Source organism: Kriegella aquimaris (assembly GCF_900103215.1).
In the GTDB taxonomy this organism is placed as follows: domain Bacteria; phylum Bacteroidota; class Bacteroidia; order Flavobacteriales; family Flavobacteriaceae; genus Kriegella; species Kriegella aquimaris.
On the sequence record NZ_FNGV01000004.1, the window covers coordinates 33428 to 51813 of the forward strand.

Below are 18386 nucleotides of genomic sequence, written 5' to 3' on the forward strand. Positions count from 1 at the left end.
ATCTTTGTTTTCTAAGCAAAAATAGTATATTCATTGCCGAAAAATTTTGCTTTGCAAAAAAACAATTAAAGTTAAAAACGGCATTTATCTTATCTTTACAAAAAGATTACAATCATGGATCAGAATACCATAAAATTTTCAAGAAAAGATTCCGCTCAATTTTTTAGGACACTAAATAAGCGGGTAAACGATTATTTCAAAGAGAATCAAATTAAAAAAACGGGCAACTGGAAGCTTCATGTTAAATCGGTGATTATGTTCGCCCTGTTTTTGACCCCTTACTTTTTAATACTCACCTTAAACCTGCCCAACTGGGCAAACCTTTTGTTAACCATCGTCATGGGCGTAGGTATGGCAGGCGTAGGTATGAATGTGATGCATGACGGCAACCACGGCTCGTATTCCAATAAGAAATGGGTAAATAAAATTATGGGCAGCAGTATTTATGTGCTGGCCGGTAACGTTTACAATTGGCAAGTACAGCATAATGTACTGCACCATACATATACCAACATACATGAACATGACGAGGATATGGAAGCAGGCCGAATACTTCGTTTTTCAAAACATACAAAATGGCAAAAACATCATAAATTTCAACATTATTATTCCATTTTGCTTTACGGACTACTTACCTTCAACTGGGCCATAACTACGGACTTTCAGCAGATGTACCGTTATATGAAGCGTAAATTGTCATATGGAAAAATGCCCAGTAAAGCCTTTAATTGGAGCACCTTGGTCATCGCCAAATTATTGTACATCACCATTTGGATCATCATCCCTCTTGTTTTTATAGATATTGCTTGGTGGAAAATTCTCCTCGGATTTTTTATTATGCATTATGTTGCGGGAGTTATTCTAAGTGTAGTATTTCAATTGGCACATATTGTCGATGAGGCCGATACCCCGCTACCTGATGAAAGCGGTACAATGAAGAATACTTGGGCGATACACCAATTGTTCACCACTGTGAATTTCGGAACAAAAAACCGTGTCGTAAACTGGTTTACCGGGGGCTTGAACCATCAAGTGGAGCATCATATCTTTCCTAATATCAGCCACGTACATTACACAAAAATTTCTAAAATTGTTAAAGAAACAGCAAAAGAATTTAATTTACCGTACAACGAATATAAAACTACCAGAAAAGCTATAATTTCGCACTTCAAGCATTTAAAAGAATTGGGAAAAAGACCCAATTTACAATTGCACTAACTAAAAAACGAAGTTTTACCACCACGATGCGCAGGTATGTTTTTTGAACTAAAACGTGCTTTGCCGGTTCGTGTTTAATCCTAACTCATTATGACACCATCGCTCGCAACTCAAGAACTTTCGGACAGAATAAACAGTCTAGCACCTTCGGCAACGCTCGAAATGGCCGCAAAGGCCAGAGAACTTAGGGCCGCCGGAAAAGATATTATCGGACTTAGTTTAGGAGAGCCCGATTTCAATACCCCCGGTTACATCAAAGACGCTGCCATTCAGGCCATAAATGATGATTATAATGCCTACACGCCTGTTGATGGCTACGTAGAATTAAAAGATGCCATTATCACTAAATTCAAGCGTGATAACGGAATCAGCTATGAGCGGCCGCAAATTGTAGTTTCCACAGGTGCAAAACAAGCTTTATATAATATTGCCCAGGTTGTATTGAATAAGGGTGATGAAGTTATTCTACCATGCCCATACTGGGTAAGTTACAGCGATATCGTAAAATTGGCCGACGGTGTACCCGTCGAGGTTGCCACTTCTATCGATGACGATTTCAAAATGACTCCCGAGCAGTTGGAAGCGGCGATTACGCCCAAAACAAAAATGCTCTGGTATAGTTCACCATGCAACCCCAGTGGTTCTATTTACAGCGAGACGGAATTACGTGCCTTGGCCGATGTATTGCAGAAATACCCTCAGATTATCGTCGTAAGCGATGAGATTTACGAACACATTAACTATGGTGTAACTGCCCACGCCTCCATGGCGGCCTTCGAAGACATGTACGATCGTACGGTGACTGTAAACGGGGTAGCAAAGGCATTTGCCATGACCGGTTGGCGTATTGGTTATATTGGCGCACCTACCTATATTGCCCGTGCCTGCAACAAGCTTCAGGGGCAAGTAACCAGTGGTGCGAACTGTATCGCTCAACGTGCCGTGATCACCGCACTGACCGAATCACCGGATCGTATACAATATATGGTCGATGAATTTAAAGAGCGTCGACAGCTTATTTTAGGGCTTTTGAACGACATCGAAGGTTTCAGATGCAACGAGCCAGAAGGTGCTTTTTATGTCTATCCAGACGTAACCGCATATTTCGGAAAGACTTTAAAGGGAGCAACCATAAACAACGCTTCCGATTTTGCCCTTTACCTTTTAGAACATGCCAATGTAGCTACCGTAACCGGAGATGCTTTTGGTAACGGGGACTGTATACGTATATCGTATGCCGCTTCCGAAGCAGAGATCAAAGAGGCAATTTCAAGAATAAAAGCGGCCCTTAGTTAATAAGAGCCTGTTTCAAATTACAATACCAAGCCCGTTGCCAATGTAACGGGCTTTTGTATACCCCATAGTCAACATTCGTAATGTTTAAATTATACTTTCAATTGAAAATAATCCATAAATAAATTTTTATAGGTTTACTGCCAGAGAGCAATAAACCGAAACAAGTTTATAATACTTAGCAACTAACCGCTAGCAGAAATTTAATTTCTTAGAATAAAAACAAAAAAATATGAAAAAAACCATCTTATTCTTGACTTTATTCGCTTTGACTTTTTCCGCTCAATCTCAAAATGACAGCGTTGAAATATCGCTATTCGGCATACAGACAGGCGTTTTAGGAGTTTGGGTACACAATGAAAGCAAATTAAGCGATGAAATTGCTTTGAGAAGCGAGGTTGGACTGGACGCCGGACTTTTTGGAGGTAGTGTTTTTTATGACGGAGGAACAGGTTATTTGTTAATTCCGACAATTACGTTGGAGCCAAGATGGTATTATAACTTAGAAAAAAGAGCTTCAAAGTCAAGAAATACAGCGGGCAATGGCGGTAATTTTGTTTCTTTAAAAACCAGTTTTTTACCTGATTGGTTTGTCATTTCAAATTATGAAACCAAATCACAATAATCCCCACTTGGGGCATTAAGCGAAATATCGGAAGTCATTTCAATTATGAGGCTGGATTCGGAATTGGTTATCGCTACTCATTTGCAAAAAGTGCAGGGTTTTCAGAAAACGAAGGAGATGCGGCTGCCAATTTACATTTACGTATTGGTTATAGCTTTTAAGCCATAGAAAAAATGTGTTCTATAAAAAAAAGGTTTAGGGCTTGCAGGGTTTGTGTATTTTTATAATGTCAGTAAAACTTTATGGATTTTTCTTCTAAACGGGATAAAATTTAAAAAATGTCTAGACCTCGAACAAAAGACGAATTACTAGAATTGGGCCAAAAGAATTTTACAAAGCTCAATGATTTTGTGGACTCATTCCCGCCAGAAGCACAAATTTCCGAATTTCCGGAAGGAACAATGAACCGAAACATTCGAGACGTTCTAGCTCATTTAAATCATTGGCACTTATTGTTTTTAGATTGGTACGAAGTCGGAATGAAAGGTAAAAAACCCGAAATGCCGGCGAAAGGTTATAGTTGGAAAACTGCACCTGAATTGAACCGCATAATTTGGCAAAAATACAATGACACCCAACTCAAAAAAGTACGGGAAGACCTCAACAAATCATACCTGCAAATTCAAAAGTTAATTGAAAAACATTCGAATGACGAACTTTTCGAGAAAAAGCGTTTTAAATGGACAGGCACAACCTCTTTAGGGTCTTATCTTGTATCAACAACATCGAGTCATTATGATTGGGCGCTTAAGTTGATTAAGAAAGCAAAATGAAAAAAATATCAGAATTAGCAACAGGGATTGTATTGTTTATTGCCGGAACGGCTTTAATAGGCATAGGCATCTATTTACTAAAGGATAAGATTCAGTTTTTCACACATTCCATTAAGACGGAAGGAATAGTCATTGCTGTCGAATCTAGCGGAAATATATCCACCAGGTATTACCATCCTGTAATCTCATTTCAAGCTGTAGACGGCCATACCTATACTTTCTCACCAGATACAAGCACAAGTGCCGCATTAGACTTTAATAAAGGTGACAAAGTAACTATTAGGTATCTTAAAGAAAATCCCCTATCAGCTAAACTAGATAGTTCTATCGAATTATGGGGCCTGCCACTGGCTTTGCTAGTAGCGGGTATTGTAGTAGTATTAAGCGGGGGCGGTATGGCCTATACCTACATCAACAAAGTCAAACTCAGGAAAGAATTGCCAAGGAACGGAAAACGCCTTAAATTGGTAGGGCGAGTGACATCGAAAAGTTCGAATAACAGAACTGAGTTTGTAGTACAATCCGATTGGCTCAATCCGGCAGATTCTAAAATGTACACGTTCACTAGCGATAAAATAGCATTCGACCCCACATCATATATCGCCGACAGACTTATAGATGTCTATATAGCTCCTACGAATCCGAAAAAGAAACATTATATGGATATTTCTTTTCTACCAAAAAAAGCTTAAAACGGTATGTAATGAAATCAAAAAAACATCTGTCTTTAATTGCTAATGAGTAACTCCCTATTAGTGGAAAGGGATGAATAAAAAGGAACGAAGAACAATATTCTGCATACGTACCGAAACGTTAATCGTTAACTATCAATTAAACTATGAAGTATTCAATTAAGGCAACCGCAACATCAAAAAATAGCGCTTCGGTAAACATTAAACAAACGGAAATTAATTTTGGAATAACTCCAGATTCCGCTGATATTTTGGCGAACCCTGCCGAATTATTTTTAGCTTCATTTTCAGCTTGCATCCTCAAAAATGTTGAACGCTTTTCAGAATTAATGGGTTTTGAATATTCAGATGCCGAAATAACGGTCAATGCAATGCGACTTGAAAAACCGCCAAGGATGGATGAAATAAACTATGGATTAAAAATTTATAGTCGAGATGATAATTTAAACATCAATTTACTGAAAAAGAATATCGAAAAGTTTGGAACCATATTTAATACGGTCAAAGCCTCTTGTTCTATCACAGGTGAAATTGAAAAAATAACAACTTAAAGAACCTAATTCATAACAGCACGGGAACCCTTGGTGAGCAATAAACAGTTTTCCAAAATTAAGTAGGTAGGGCAATTGATGGAGAACGAAAGGCAAATCGAGACGTAAAAAAAATATGTCAGCGTTTTATCGAAGCACTATAAATGCGAATACAGAAATATGCTTCCTACACTAAAAGAATTAGGTTTTCTTCCAAAAATAAGGCGTTAAAAGAATGAGTACGGTAAATAGCTCTAATCTGCCCACCAGCATCAAAAAACCGCACCACCATTTTCCTAAGGCAGGCAAACCATTGAAATTACTAACAGGGTTAAGACTACCAAAGGCAGGCCCCACGTTGCCCAACGACGAGGCAGCACCACCGATCGCTGTTTCAAAATCAACACCCAGCGCACCTAAAACAAGTGCCCCAATGATAAACAGCAACATATACAATACAAAAAATGCGATTATATTGTAGACGATGACCTGGCTTATCGACTTATTATTATACCGCACAGGAATAATCGCCGCAGGATGCAACGTACGTTTGAACTCCAATAGTCCGTTCTTAATAATCAGCAAATGCCGCATAATTTTGATACCACCAGCGGTCGACCCGGCCGATCCCCCAGCGAACATTAGGCCGAAAAAGAGAACCGTCAAAAAGGGTGTCCATGTGGTAAAATCAGCGGTAACAAATCCCGTAGTGGTAATAACCGAGATAATTTGAAATAAGCCATGTCGAAAAGCACTTTCCGCAGGTCCTAAAACCATTGGGTGATAATCTGATACGGGCACGTTGGCCTTTAGGTAGATCACCACGGCCGAAACCACGCTGAAAATCAATACTAGTGCCGTGTAATATTTAAACTCTTCATCTTTCAGTACACGTTGCACTTTGCCCTTGAACGCGAAATAACTGAGTACGAAGTTACTTCCGGCCAAAAACATAAAAAAGATAACAATATACTGAATCAAAGGTTCATTGTTCCAGTAGGCCAAACTGGCATTTTTTGTAGAAAATCCACCTGTCGATAAGGTTGCCAAGGCATGGTTAATCGCATCAAAAAACGACATGCCCGCCAGTTTAAGCAATATGGTTTCTGCAATAGTGTATCCGAAATAAATGAGCCAAAGACGTTTTGCCGTATCCGTTATACGGGGGTGAAGTTTATCAGCACTTGGGCCTGGTGCTTCTGCCGCGAACAATTGCATACCGCCAATTCCCAATAGTGGCAATATGGCAATGGCCAATACGATAATACCCATTCCACCGATCCAATGGGTGAGGCTTCGCCAGAAAAGAATACCTTCGGGAAGCGCCTCGATATCATCGACAACGGAAGCCCCTGTTGTGGTATACCCCGAAATAGTCTCAAAAAAGGCATTGGTAATATCAGGTATGGCTCCAGAGAACAGATAGGGCAACATTCCGGAAAGAGACATCACGATCCACCCAAAGGTTACGATAATATAGCCTTCCCTTCGTTTTACTTCCTTATCATGACCTCGAGTATAGAACATTGAAAAAATACCCACAAACATCGTGGTAATCGATGCCAAGGTAATATCTAGGGTCGCACCATCGTCATATATACCGCTGACCACAGCGGCCAAGAGCATAAAAAGACCGTTAAAGAGCAATAAAAGCCCCATAAGGTGGAATATTATTTTGGAGTTAAGACCCATTTAAATCAATTTAGCTTAGCGAAAATTGAACATTATTAACGAAAACCGGAAATTTGCAAGTTGAATTATATGTAAAGAACCATCGCCGAGCCTCACAGAAATAGGCGTTCTATTTTCTGAATGGCTTTCGGCAAACAACAAACCACGACCCTATCACCGGCCTTAATTTCGAACCCACCCAATGCAATAATCCCTTTGTCGTCACGTATCACACCTCCGATAGTAGCCATTCTTGGAAAATCAAGTTCCCGAATCACACTGCCGGTAACTTTAGAATTGGGTTTTACAATGAACTCCAATATTTCAGCATTCAAATTGTTAAGACGCATCAATGCTACCACCTCACCCCTTCGAACATGTCGAAAGATATGGTTGGCCGCCAATAGTTTTTTATTTATCAGGGTGTCTATTCCAATGGAGTGTGACAACTGAAAGTAATTCATATTCTCGACGAGGGCTATGGTCTTTTTTATAAACTTTGACTTGGCCACCAAACACGACATGATGTTGGTCTCCGAGTTTCCGGTCACGGCTATAAACGCATCCATAGATTGCAAGCTTTCTTCCTCTAATAATTCCGCATTTCTACCATCACCATTAATAATGAGGGCATTCGGAAGTTCATCGGCAAGATCAAAAGCTTTTTCCTTGTTCTTTTCAATAAGTTTTACATTGAAATTGCTGGCGCAAAGGTCTCGGGCTGTTTTGTAACCTACCTTACTTCCACCAAGTATCATTACATTTTTGATTTCCTCCTTCTTTTTTCCCGTCAACTTATAAAGTTCATCGACGCCTTCTTTGGTTGTTATAAAATAGACTTGGTCACCTTCCTTAAAAACCGTATCACCTCTTGGAATCAAAGTAAATTGTGTTCCCATACGCTGCAAAGCAATGGGCATGAAGTTTATTTCGGAGAAAATTTTAGCTGCCTCTTTGACCATTTTACCTACGAATGGTGCCGACTTGGGCAAAGATACCCCGATCATTATCAGTTTACCATCTTCAAACTCATAAGTGTCGTTGAAGGCCGACTTGCTCAATAGCATTTGTATTTCAGTAGCGGCAAGTTCTTCGGGAGAAATAAGCTCGTCTATACCTAGTTGAGGAAAGTTTATCAACTCTTTATTATCGATAAACTCGGTATTGGAAATACGCGCTATTGTTCGTTTACTTCCCAACTGCTTGGCTAGCATACATAGCGTTAGGTTGGTCGTCTCGGAAGAAGTTACACCAATAACCAAATCTGAATCGTCTACCTGGGCATCTTTTAAAATGGATATGGAAGTAGCATCGCCACGTAACACCCGAATATCGAGATGATTGTCGGCATAGGCCAGACTCTCTTTATTGGTATCTATTAATGTTATATTCTGCGACTCGTAGGACAGTAATTTTGCCAAATGGATCCCTACTTCACCAGCTCCTGCTATAATTATCTTCATTGAACAATTACATTCGTGTAAACCTCAGGGCCGAAAACCCCATAATGGCGATTGTAAGATTAGCCGTCAAATGCATTATGGCTTGCTTAAAGCTCATTTCGTGAAAGTTTGCAATTTTCAAAGTTCAAAATTACATAAATTTATTGGGTTGCCATTTAAAACCCCGCGGTAAAACGATGTATTGATTTCTTTATTGTTCAAACGCAATGCCAACCCTTTGCTAAATTGTATCTTTGGCGAAATTTGCTGAAATGACCAAAAAAATTACCCCATATAGCGATACCGAACTTGGAAAAAAGGAGCAGGTTACCAAAATGTTCGATACCATATCGGGCAATTATGATGGACTTAACCGTGTCATATCTTTTGGAATTGACGTAAAATGGCGTAAGCGCGTTGTAGCGATACTTTCACAAAAGCAGCCCAAAAGTATTCTCGACATCGCAACAGGAACTGGCGATTTGGCTATTCATATGACAAAAACCGGCGCCGACACCATTGTCGGACTCGACATTTCTCCGGGCATGCTGGAAGTGGGCAAAAAAAAGGTGAACGAAAAAAAATTGGGCGATACCATTTCGATGGTTGTGGGAGACAGTGAAAACCTTTCTTTTGAAGACAACAGCTTTGATGCTGTCACCGTGGCCTTTGGTGTTCGTAATTTTGAAAACTTGGAGAAGGGATTATCGGAAATACGACGGGTATTAAAGCCTTCGGGGGTTCTTGTAATCTTAGAAACGGCCGTACCTGAAAAATCACCTTACCGACAAGGGTATCGTTTTTATACTAAAAATATACTTCCGCTAATTGGAAAATTATTTTCAAAAGACAAATCGGCCTATACCTATTTGAGCGAATCTGCATCGGTTTTCCCGTGTGGGGAAAACTTCAACAATATTTTACGTAAAATCGGGTTTATAGATGTAACCGACGAACCCCAAACACTTGGGGTAGCGTCAATTTATATTGCGACCAAATAACTATATGAAAGCCCATAAAGGGCATTTACTAAAAAAGGGCCGATTCCGAACAACATAAGAAAGTGAAAGTAAGGAGGCCAGGAAATTTTTGTTGATGAAAAATATTCTGCTACTATTAATTGGGCTGTTATGTTTGAACACCATGACCCATGCCCAGTTCAACGAAAATCCTATTTTAAACCTAGAAAACGAAGACAAGGCATTGCTCAATTGGGGCTATTTTCTGGGGTTTAATCAATATGATTTTAAATTCGATTATAAAAACGATACGCGAGACATTCTAGTCGACAAGGGATTAGGTTTCAATGTAGGTCTTATCGGGGAGCTTCGGCTCAATGAATTTTTAGACCTTCGATTTGAACCAGGGCTCCATTATGGAGCCAGAACCTTGGGGTTTCCCGGATTCACTGGAGAGGAGGCCACCAAAGGGAATACCATACGCGAGGTTAAATCTACCTATATCAATTTCCCCTTATTACTTAAAGTCAGCACACGACGATTTGGCAACTGGAAGCCATTTTTGATTGGAGGCCCCTCAATGTCAATGAACCTGGGGAGTAATGAGACGAATCTTGACGATAACGAAAGTGGCACTTTTCGCATGAAAAAATGGGTCTATAATTACGAACTTGGTTTTGGCATCGATTTTTATTTGGAATACTTTAAGTTCACCCCTTCCATTCGTGGTGTTTTTACCCTGAACGATGAACTGGTTCGCGATGATGACCCAAATAGTCCATGGACAGGAAATATCGATGCCTTGCGCACCAGAGGTTTGTTTATCAATCTTACATTTGAATAAGCTTCCGCTTCCTCAAAAAATTTGATTACAAGCTTAATAAAGTATAACTACCTTCTTATCTCGTTCAATAAAATCGCAGTCGCGGTTGCCACATTAAGGCTTTCGGTAGTCTTGGCGCCAAATTGGGAAATTGCAATCCTCTCATCGCACCTATTTTCTATCGCCTGCGAAATTCCATTGGCCTCATTGCCCATAACCAAAATACCCTTTTCGGGCATAGCCACTTGATGAACCGGTGCGCCATCCATAAATGTTCCGTAAACAGGAAGTTCTGTCTCCTTTAAAAATTCGGGAAGATTGGTATAGATCAAATTTACCCGAGTAATCGATCCCATTGTTGCTTGAAGCACTTTTGGGTTGAAACAATCTACCGTATTCGATGAACACACCAAATGGCGAATACCAAACCAATCGCACAAACGAATAATAGTACCTAAATTTCCGGGATCTTGAACATTATCCAGTACCAATACCCAATCATTAAAATCAATTACTTTTGCCTCTGGAATATAAAAAACACCTAACGCACCACTGGCATTCTTCAGACTACTCATTTGCTTCAATTCATTTCGAGAGGCAGGTTCAGCATGCTCCGGTGAAAATGCCAATAAATCCTCATCATCGGAAAAGATCTTAAACACTTTAAAATCGGAGGCTAACAATTCTTTGACTGTTTTTATGCCTTCGACCACGAACATGTCATTTATAATTCGGTACTTTTTTTGCTGTAAGCTTTTTATAAGCTTTATTTGGCTTTTGACAACCATACAAATAATGTATTTTTGATTTCTATGAGAATCCCTTTGCGAATTGAGAACAACATCGCTAAAATAAGCCTATTATTTTTAGCCATTGTGATTGCCTCATGCAATAGTCTTAGAAGGGTTGATGATGATGAACTTCTGTTGACCAAGAACACCATTCATGCCAATGACAAAGTTGTTTCTGATGAGGATATCGAAAGTCTTATTGTTCAAATTCCGAATAGCTCACTCTTGGGTTATCACCTACGGCTCAACCTCTACAATCTTGCCAAGAAAAATCCGGATTCTTCCTATCAAAACTGGCTACACAAAAAGGAAAAGAGAGAGCAGCGTCTGACCAACCTCTTATCTAAAAAACAAGTCGACAGACTAGGTGAGTCATTTTTGGTAAAGGGGCTCAGCGAATGGCTTAAAAAAATTGGCGAAGCACCTGTAATCATTGATACCTCGCAGACCCGAAGAACACTGGAACGTTTGAGCGCATATTATGGCAGCAAAGGATATTTCAACAATGAGACTACCTTTAAAATAGATAGCACAAAAAAAAGACAAAGGGCTCATATAGATTACAGAATTACGCTTGGCGAACCCTATATCATCGACTCGCTCAGCAATGATATTTCATCAATAGCAATTGATTCTATATACCAACAAAACATAGAAAATTCTTTTATTAAAAGTGGCGACCAATTCGATTTAAACAATTTTACTCTTGAACGGGAACGTCTGACCGCAATCTTTAGAAACTCAGGAATACACAACTTTCAGGAAAGCTCAATCGGCTACGATATTGAAAGGGATACCATCAAATCGGGGGTTGACAAAAATATGAATATCGAGCTTAACATTGACGACCTCAGAATTCGAAATGACAGTTCGCTGACCTCCTCGAAATACAAAGTTCACCGTTTCAGCAATATAAATATCTACACCGATTACCTATTTGATGAAACCAATTCTGAACAAAAATTCATCAGGCATGGCGATTATACCATTTTTTACAGGAATAAATTACGCTTTAAACCCAAAACACTCGCCGATGCCATTTTCTTTGAAAAAGATAGCGTCTACCGTGACCTCGATAAACTTCACACCTATAGACAACTCACGAACTTGAATGTCTTTCGTTACCCGAACATCACCTTCGAAGCAGATAGTGTAGAAACAAATTTGAACGCTAATATTTACTTGGCGCCAAGACCCAAATATTCCTTGGGGACCGATTTTGACATCACCCATTCGAATATTCAACGTGTAGGTTTGGCCTTTAGCCCATCATTACAAGCTAGAAACCTCTTTAAAGGAGCAGAAAACCTAAGCTTATCGGGGCGACTTAATATTGGCTCCTCCAGCGACCCTAATATAATAGATAACCGATTCTTTAACATCTTGGAATTTGGTGCAGATTTGAACCTTGACATTCCAAGAATTTGGTTCCCCTTTATAAAGACTACGAAGATAATCCCCAGTTACACCTTGCCCAGAACCCGCATCACTTTAGGAAGCAGTTTTCAGCAAAACATAGGGCTTGATAAACAAGCCTTTAATGCGATCCTAGGATACAACTGGACCCCCTCGGATTTCAAAAAAAAGAATGTCGAACTCTTGAATGTAGAATTTGTCCGCAATGTAAAACCTGAGCAGTTCTTCAATGTATACAGTAATACCTATAACCGATTAGACTATATAGCCGGCTTCTATGAAAATAATTCTACGGTTACCGATTTTTTTGAACCGGCCGCAGGTTCCGATGAGGCCAGACATCTGATTATCCCCACGGGTACTACAGGTTTCATTAATGAGGTACTGAACAACAACCTTATTCCTGAGGAAGCTGAACAATACGGCGAAGTAGTGCGTATAGAGGAACGCAGAAAACGCCTAACGGAAAACAATTTGATCTTTGCCAGCAATTACAGCTTTACCAAGAACAACAGAAATGGAATCACCGATAATAATTTTCACCAATTTCGATTCAAGCTTGAAGGTGCGGGCAATCTGTTATCAGCATTGTCGGAAATAATCCCCTTTAACAAAAACGCGGATAAAGACCTACTTGTTTTTAGTGTACCCTTTTCGCAATATATAAAAACAGAGCTCGACTATGTAAAATATTGGGACCTCTCCCACTCCAATGTTCTGGCCTTTAGAAGTTTCTTCGGTATTGCGATTCCCTATGGCAATTCTGATAACATTCCTTTTGTACGTAGTTATTTCGCGGGGGGATCGAACGATAATCGGGCGTGGTACCCGTATTCATTGGGACCAGGCAGCACGGCCGCAATCAACGATTTTAACGAGGCAAATTTAAAGCTGGCTTTTAATCTTGAATATCGTTTTCCTATTGTTGGCGATGTTAACGGAGCATTGTTTGCCGACGCAGGCAATATTTGGAATGTTTTTGACAACGTTGATGATCCTGCAGCTACTTTTGAAGGTTTTGATTCATTGGGCGACATAGCTCTAGGCAGCGGTTTCGGGTTACGGTATGATTTCACTTATTTTTTATTCCGAGTAGACCTAGGCTTTAAAACTTATAATCCAGCGGAAATACCTTCAAAAAGATGGTTCAGAGATTACAATTTTGCGAATTCCGTACTTCAGATAGGTATTAATTATCCTTTCTAGACTCTCTCAGACCTAATTATTTTATTACTTTTGTGCCATTAATTTCAGAAACGAAAAGACTAAAAATATGGCTCACACTATCAAACCCGGCGTTGCCACAGGCGATGAAGTACAGAATATATTCAATTATGCCAAGGAAAAAGGTTTTGCCCTTCCCGCGGTAAACGTTATCGGATCGGATACTATCAACGGAGTTCTTGAAACTGCAGCAAGTTTAAATGCGCCCGTAATCTTACAATTTTCAAATGGCGGCGCGCAGTTCAATGCTGGCAAAGGTCTTTCCAATGAAGGACAAAAAGCTGCAATACTCGGTGCTGTTGCAGGTGCCAAACACGTTCATGAGCTGGCCGAAGCTTACGGTGCCACAGTGATTTTGCATACCGACCATTGCGCTAAAAAATTATTGCCCTGGATAGATGGCCTATTGGATGCCAGTGAAAAGCATTTTGCAGAAACCGGAAAATCATTGTTTAGCTCGCACATGATCGACCTATCGGAAGAACCGATTGAAGAGAACATTGCCATCTGTAAAGAATATCTAGCTCGAATGAGCAAAATGAACATGACCTTGGAAATCGAACTCGGCATCACCGGAGGTGAAGAAGATGGCGTAGACAATTCAGATGTTGACGATTCAAAACTATACACCCAACCCGAAGAAGTTGCATATGCCTATGAAGAGCTTTCAAAAGTAAGCCCTAGATTTACAATTGCGGCAGCTTTCGGAAATGTTCACGGAGTATACAAACCTGGGAACGTAAAATTGACCCCGAAAATCCTTAAAAATTCGCAAGAATATATCACGGAGAAATATGGTGTAGAACATAACCATATCGATTTTGTATTTCACGGTGGATCTGGATCTACGGTAGAAGAAATACGTGAAGGTATCAGTTACGGGGTTATCAAAATGAATATCGACACCGATCTTCAGTATGCATTTTTAACAGGCATCAGAGATTATATCCAAGAAAAAAAGGATTATCTTCAATCGCAAATTGGCAACCCTAAAGGAGCAGACGAACCTAACAAGAAATTTTACGACCCGAGAGTATGGTTACGTGAGGGCGAAAAAACTTTTGTAGAGCGTCTAAAAAAGGCCTTTGCAGACCTTAATAATGTCAATACTCTTTAAGTAATTTAGCTCCCTACTAATTAATATGGATAATATGTCGTCTTGGTTCAAAAGAAAAGAAAAAGGAATTCAGACTTCCACCGAACAAAAGAAAGATACGCCGCGGGGGCTTTGGTACAAATCTCCAACCGGTAAAATTGTTGAATCGGAAGAACTGGCCAAAAACTTTTATGTTAGCCCCGAAGACGGTTACCATGTAAGAATTGGAAGTAAAGAGTATTTTGAAATTCTATTCGATGACAATAAATTCACCGAATTGGATGCAAAACTAACGTCCAAAGACCCATTGAAGTTTGAAGACACCAAAAAGTATGTCGATCGACTAAAAGCTGCACAGAAAAAAACAGGACTAAAAGATGCCGTGCGAACGGGAGTAGGCAATAGCCTAGGTAAAAGTATTGTAATCTGCTGTATGGACTTCAATTTCATTGGAGGCTCGATGGGAAGTGTGGTTGGAGAAAAAATTGCCAGAGGCATCGATCATGCCATTAAAAAGAAAATGCCCTTTTTAATGATATCCAAGTCTGGCGGTGCCCGTATGATGGAAGCTGCGTTATCATTAATGCAATTGGCCAAAACATCGGCCAAATTGGCGCAACTTGCCGAAGCGGGTCTTCCTTATATATCGTTATGTACCGATCCGACCACCGGGGGAACAACGGCATCATACGCCATGCTCGGGGATATCAATATTTCAGAGCCTGGCGCCTTAATTGGTTTTGCCGGACCTCGAATTGTTAAAGATTTCACCGGAAAGGATTTGCCAGAAGGCTTCCAGACAGCTGAATTTGTAAAAGAGCAAGGCTTTTTAGATTTCATTGTTCATCGTGGAGAACTTAAGAAGAAGATCAATCTTTATATCGATCTTATTCAGAACAATCCGATTAGGTCGTAAAGAAAATAATCTTATCTTTGCCGCCTGATTGAAAGACAGTCAGATACATAAAAATCATTTAAATTAATATTGGAATGTATTTAACAAAAGAAGTGAAGAGTGAAATCTTCAAAAAACATGGTGGAAAAGCGGAAAATACCGGTTCTACCGAAGGACAGATTGCATTGTTCACACACCGTATCAATCACCTTACCGGACATCTTAAAAATAACAAGAAAGACTTTAACACTGAACGTTCTTTGGTTCGTTTGGTAGGTAAACGAAGAAGTCTTTTAGATTATATGATAAAGAATGATATTGTAAAATATCGTGAGCTTATCAAAGAATTAGGTATTAGAAAGTAATTATACTTGGAGGGAGCTACGCTCCCTCTTTTTATATAGATTACGCCGAATCTGTTTCGGCATCCACAGTACGCACACAAGACCCTGTCACAAATTCAGGGCAACACACAAAAAGCTGCACACAGTTTTTCATTGGTCACACGACAACACAACACACGCTCCGACCAGAAAAAATGGCGGAGAGACCATTGTTTAACAATCCCGAAGCGTTCGGGATAAAATCAAATTTATGATTCCAAAAGTATTTAAAGAGGTCATTGACCTTGGCGACGGTAGGGAAATTTCTATCGAGACCGGAAAATTGGCAAAACAGGCCCATGGTTCTGTTGTTGTCCAATCAGGAAAATGTATGCTATTGTGTACAGTAGTTTCCAATTACGAACAAAAAGATTTAGATTTTCTTCCTCTTACGGTAGATTATCGTGAAAAATTTGCCGCATCAGGGCGTTACCCTGGTGGTTTCTTCAAAAGAGAAGCAAGACCAAGTGATGGCGAAGTATTGACCATGCGTTTGGTAGACCGAGTTTTACGTCCACTTTTCCCTAAAGATTATCATTCCGAGACTCAGGTAATGATTCAGTTAATGTCTCATGACGAAGACGTTATGCCCGATGCCATGGCCGGTTTGGCAGCATCTGCAGCTATTCAACTATCAGATTTTCCATTCGAATGTGCAATTTCTGAAGCAAGAGTAGGTCGTGTAAACGGTGAGTTCGTTATTAACCCGACAAGAGCACAGTTGGCAGAATCCGACATCGATATGATGATTGGGGCATCCGCTGATTCTGTGATGATGGTTGAGGGTGAGATGGATGAAATCTCAGAAGAAGAAATGGCAGATGCCATCAAATTTGCACACGAGGCCATTAAGGTACAATGTGCTGCTCAATTACGCTTAGCTGAAGCTTTCGGAAAAAAAGAAGTACGTGAGTACCCCGAAGAGAGAGAAGATGAAGATCTTGCGAAAAAGGTTTACGATATGGCATATGATAAAGTATATGCAATCGCAAAAGCAGGTTCCGCAAAGCACGAAAGAAGTGCTTCATTTTCAGAAATAAAAGAAGATATAAAAGCTACTTTTTCTGAAGAAGAATTAGAAGATTTTGGAGGTTTGGTTTCTAAGTATTATCGTAAAGCCGAAAAAGCAGCGATTCGCGACCTGACCTTGAATGAAGGGCTACGATTGGATGGTCGTAAGACCGATGAGATTCGCCCTATCTGGTGTGAGATTGATTATTTACCTTCTACACACGGTTCAGCAATCTTTACCCGAGGTGAAACGCAAGCATTGGCTACGGTTACCCTAGGAACTTCAAGAGATGCCAATAAAATTGATATGCCGTCTTACGAGGGTGAAGAAAATTTCTATTTGCACTATAACTTCCCTCCTTTTTGTACTGGAGAAGCTAGACCTATTCGTGGAACATCACGTAGAGAAGTTGGTCATGGCAACTTGGCACAACGGGCGTTGAAAGGAATGATTCCAGCAGATTGTCCTTATACCGTTCGTGTTGTTTCTGAAGTATTGGAATCTAACGGTTCTTCTTCTATGGCAACCGTTTGTTCGGGTACAATGGCCTTGATGGATGCCGGTGTTCAATTAAAGAAACCTGTTTCAGGTATTGCCATGGGATTAATTTCTGATGCCGATTCTGGAAAATATGCCGTACTTTCCGATATCTTGGGTGATGAAGATCACTTGGGGGATATGGATTTTAAAGTAACTGGTACTGCCGACGGTATTACCGCTTGTCAAATGGACATTAAGGTAAAAGGATTATCTTACGAAATTCTGGTAAAAGCATTAAAGCAAGCTAGAGATGGTCGTCTGCATATTCTTACGAAATTAACCGATACGATTGCTTCACCAAATGCCGACGTGAAACCACATTCTCCGAAAATGGTTACACGTACGATTCCTAACGAGTTCATTGGTGCCTTGATTGGCCCCGGTGGAAAAGTAATTCAGGAACTTCAAAAAGAAACAGGTACTACTATTGTAATCAATGAAGATCCTGTAACCGAAGAAGGCATTGTTGAAATCTTAGGAACCGATCAAGACGGTATCGATGCCGTATTGGCAAAAATCGATTCGTTGATGTTCAAACCCGAAGTAGGTAGCGTTTACGAGGTTAAAGTTATCAAAATGTTAGATTTTGGCGCTGTAGTCGAGTATATGGATGCTCCAGGTAATGAGGTACTGTTACACGTATCGGAATTAGCATGGGAACGTACAGAGAACGTATCTGACGTAGTGAATATGGGTGATGTGTTCGATGTGAAATACTTCGGACTTGATCCTAGAACACGAAAAGATAAAGTTTCCCGAAAAGCATTGTTACCAAAACCCGAAGGCTATGTCGAAAGACCACCAAGGGACAACAATCGCGGAAGAGATAGTCGTGGCGGCAGAGATAGTCGTGGCGGTAGGGATAATCGCGATCGCAAACCAAGAAGAGATTAGAACTTAATCTTACATATAGCGAATGCAAAAGAGCCTCAATAGTAGTATTGGGGCTCTTTTTTTTCTCAAAAAACACCCTACCCAGCGAAAAAAAACAAAACTTTCGTAT

16 protein-coding genes are annotated in these 18386 nt (G+C 40.0%); 13 read left to right on the forward strand and 3 right to left on the reverse strand.

Translation table 11 applies throughout. From position 1 onward, the window contains the following. Positions 1-114 precede the first annotated feature (114 nt). From BLS33_RS10270 to BLS33_RS10295, 6 genes are all read left to right on the forward strand, one after another. The gene (locus BLS33_RS10270) at positions 115-1218 is read left to right on the forward strand and encodes a fatty acid desaturase family protein (protein WP_089888275.1); all 1104 of its coding nucleotides are present in this window, start codon (positions 115-117) and stop codon (positions 1216-1218) included. 90 nt (positions 1219-1308) lie between these two features. Next, a complete protein-coding gene (locus BLS33_RS10275) occupies positions 1309-2514 on the forward strand; it encodes a pyridoxal phosphate-dependent aminotransferase (RefSeq protein ID WP_089888279.1) in 1206 nt (401 codons plus the stop codon). 229 nt (positions 2515-2743) lie between these two features. Further along, positions 2744-3136: a hypothetical protein gene (locus tag BLS33_RS10280; RefSeq protein ID WP_245731379.1), complete on the forward strand. Its 393-nt coding sequence runs from the start codon at positions 2744-2746 to the stop codon at positions 3134-3136. Positions 3137-3414: 278 nt separating this feature from the next. After that, positions 3415-3909, forward strand: a complete 495-nt coding sequence (locus tag BLS33_RS10285) for a ClbS/DfsB family four-helix bundle protein (protein WP_089888282.1) — start codon at positions 3415-3417, stop codon at positions 3907-3909. After that, complete coding sequence (locus tag BLS33_RS10290; RefSeq protein ID WP_089888285.1) at positions 3906-4601, forward strand: DUF3592 domain-containing protein; 696 nt, start codon at positions 3906-3908, stop codon at positions 4599-4601. The genes BLS33_RS10285 and BLS33_RS10290 overlap by 4 nt, the downstream gene beginning before the upstream one ends. Before the next feature lie 146 nt (positions 4602-4747). Further along, positions 4748-5152 (forward strand): OsmC family protein, encoded by a 405-nt coding sequence (locus BLS33_RS10295; protein ID WP_089888287.1) that lies wholly within the window; start codon positions 4748-4750, stop codon positions 5150-5152. 180 nt (positions 5153-5332) lie between these two features. On the opposite strand, the gene BLS33_RS10300 is transcribed toward BLS33_RS10295, so the two are convergent. Then, positions 5333-6823, reverse strand: a complete 1491-nt coding sequence (locus BLS33_RS10300; RefSeq protein WP_089888290.1) for a TrkH family potassium uptake protein — start codon at positions 6821-6823, stop codon at positions 5333-5335. A gap of 92 nt (positions 6824-6915) precedes the next feature. After that, on the reverse strand, positions 6916-8265 hold the full coding sequence (trkA, locus tag BLS33_RS10305; RefSeq protein WP_089888292.1) for a Trk system potassium transporter TrkA: 1350 nt from the start codon (positions 8263-8265) through the stop codon (positions 6916-6918). Between the two features lie 251 nt (positions 8266-8516). Between trkA and ubiE the strand changes: the two genes are divergently transcribed. Both ubiE and porT read left to right on the forward strand, forming a co-directional pair. After that, entirely contained in the window at positions 8517-9245 is a 729-nt protein-coding gene (gene ubiE, locus BLS33_RS10310) for a bifunctional demethylmenaquinone methyltransferase/2-methoxy-6-polyprenyl-1,4-benzoquinol methylase UbiE (protein ID WP_089888294.1), read from the forward strand. Between the two features lie 94 nt (positions 9246-9339). Beyond that, positions 9340-10047, forward strand: coding sequence for a type IX secretion/gliding motility protein PorT/SprT (porT, locus tag BLS33_RS10315; protein ID WP_089888296.1), 708 nt, complete (start codon positions 9340-9342; stop codon positions 10045-10047). Positions 10048-10094: 47 nt separating this feature from the next. On the opposite strand, the gene BLS33_RS10320 is transcribed toward porT, so the two are convergent. Continuing rightward, positions 10095-10814, reverse strand: coding sequence for a TrmH family RNA methyltransferase (locus BLS33_RS10320; RefSeq protein WP_089888299.1), 720 nt, complete (start codon positions 10812-10814; stop codon positions 10095-10097). Positions 10815-10838: 24 nt separating this feature from the next. On the opposite strand from BLS33_RS10320, the gene tamL reads away from it, so the two are divergent. From tamL to BLS33_RS10345, 5 genes are all read left to right on the forward strand, one after another. Further along, entirely contained in the window at positions 10839-13439 is a 2601-nt protein-coding gene (gene tamL / locus BLS33_RS10325; protein ID WP_089888301.1) for a translocation and assembly module lipoprotein TamL, read from the forward strand. 67 nt (positions 13440-13506) lie between these two features. After that, a complete protein-coding gene (gene fbaA, locus BLS33_RS10330; protein ID WP_089888304.1) occupies positions 13507-14574 on the forward strand; it encodes a class II fructose-bisphosphate aldolase in 1068 nt (355 codons plus the stop codon). Positions 14575-14608: 34 nt separating this feature from the next. After that, complete coding sequence (gene accD / locus BLS33_RS10335) at positions 14609-15469, forward strand: acetyl-CoA carboxylase, carboxyltransferase subunit beta (RefSeq protein ID WP_089888855.1); 861 nt, start codon at positions 14609-14611, stop codon at positions 15467-15469. 74 nt (positions 15470-15543) lie between these two features. Further along, the gene (gene rpsO, locus BLS33_RS10340; protein ID WP_089888307.1) at positions 15544-15813 is read left to right on the forward strand and encodes a 30S ribosomal protein S15; all 270 of its coding nucleotides are present in this window, start codon (positions 15544-15546) and stop codon (positions 15811-15813) included. A gap of 229 nt (positions 15814-16042) precedes the next feature. After that, positions 16043-18277 carry a polyribonucleotide nucleotidyltransferase gene (locus BLS33_RS10345; protein WP_089888309.1) on the forward strand — a complete coding sequence of 745 codons (2235 nt, stop codon included), beginning with the start codon at positions 16043-16045 and terminating at the stop codon, positions 18275-18277. Positions 18278-18386: the final 109 nt, after the last annotated feature.

Coding starts and splice junctions, on each gene's coding strand:
- BLS33_RS10270 (WP_089888275.1), top strand. CDS start 115: ATGGATCAGAATACCATAAAATTTTCAAGAAAAGATTCCGCTCAATTT.
- BLS33_RS10275 (WP_089888279.1), top strand. CDS start 1,309: ATGACACCATCGCTCGCAACTCAAGAACTTTCGGACAGAATAAACAGT.
- BLS33_RS10280 (WP_245731379.1), top strand. CDS start 2,744: ATGAAAAAAACCATCTTATTCTTGACTTTATTCGCTTTGACTTTTTCC.
- BLS33_RS10285 (WP_089888282.1), top strand. CDS start 3,415: ATGTCTAGACCTCGAACAAAAGACGAATTACTAGAATTGGGCCAAAAG.
- BLS33_RS10290 (WP_089888285.1), top strand. CDS start 3,906: ATGAAAAAAATATCAGAATTAGCAACAGGGATTGTATTGTTTATTGCC.
- BLS33_RS10295 (WP_089888287.1), top strand. CDS start 4,748: ATGAAGTATTCAATTAAGGCAACCGCAACATCAAAAAATAGCGCTTCG.
- BLS33_RS10300 (WP_089888290.1), bottom strand. CDS start 6,823: ATGGGTCTTAACTCCAAAATAATATTCCACCTTATGGGGCTTTTATTG.
- trkA (WP_089888292.1), bottom strand. CDS start 8,265: ATGAAGATAATTATAGCAGGAGCTGGTGAAGTAGGGATCCATTTGGCA.
- ubiE (WP_089888294.1), top strand. CDS start 8,517: ATGACCAAAAAAATTACCCCATATAGCGATACCGAACTTGGAAAAAAG.
- porT (WP_089888296.1), top strand. CDS start 9,340: ATGAAAAATATTCTGCTACTATTAATTGGGCTGTTATGTTTGAACACC.
- BLS33_RS10320 (WP_089888299.1), bottom strand. CDS start 10,814: ATGGTTGTCAAAAGCCAAATAAAGCTTATAAAAAGCTTACAGCAAAAA.
- tamL (WP_089888301.1), top strand. CDS start 10,839: ATGAGAATCCCTTTGCGAATTGAGAACAACATCGCTAAAATAAGCCTA.
- fbaA (WP_089888304.1), top strand. CDS start 13,507: ATGGCTCACACTATCAAACCCGGCGTTGCCACAGGCGATGAAGTACAG.
- accD (WP_089888855.1), top strand. CDS start 14,609: ATGTCGTCTTGGTTCAAAAGAAAAGAAAAAGGAATTCAGACTTCCACC.
- rpsO (WP_089888307.1), top strand. CDS start 15,544: ATGTATTTAACAAAAGAAGTGAAGAGTGAAATCTTCAAAAAACATGGT.
- BLS33_RS10345 (WP_089888309.1), top strand. CDS start 16,043: ATGATTCCAAAAGTATTTAAAGAGGTCATTGACCTTGGCGACGGTAGG.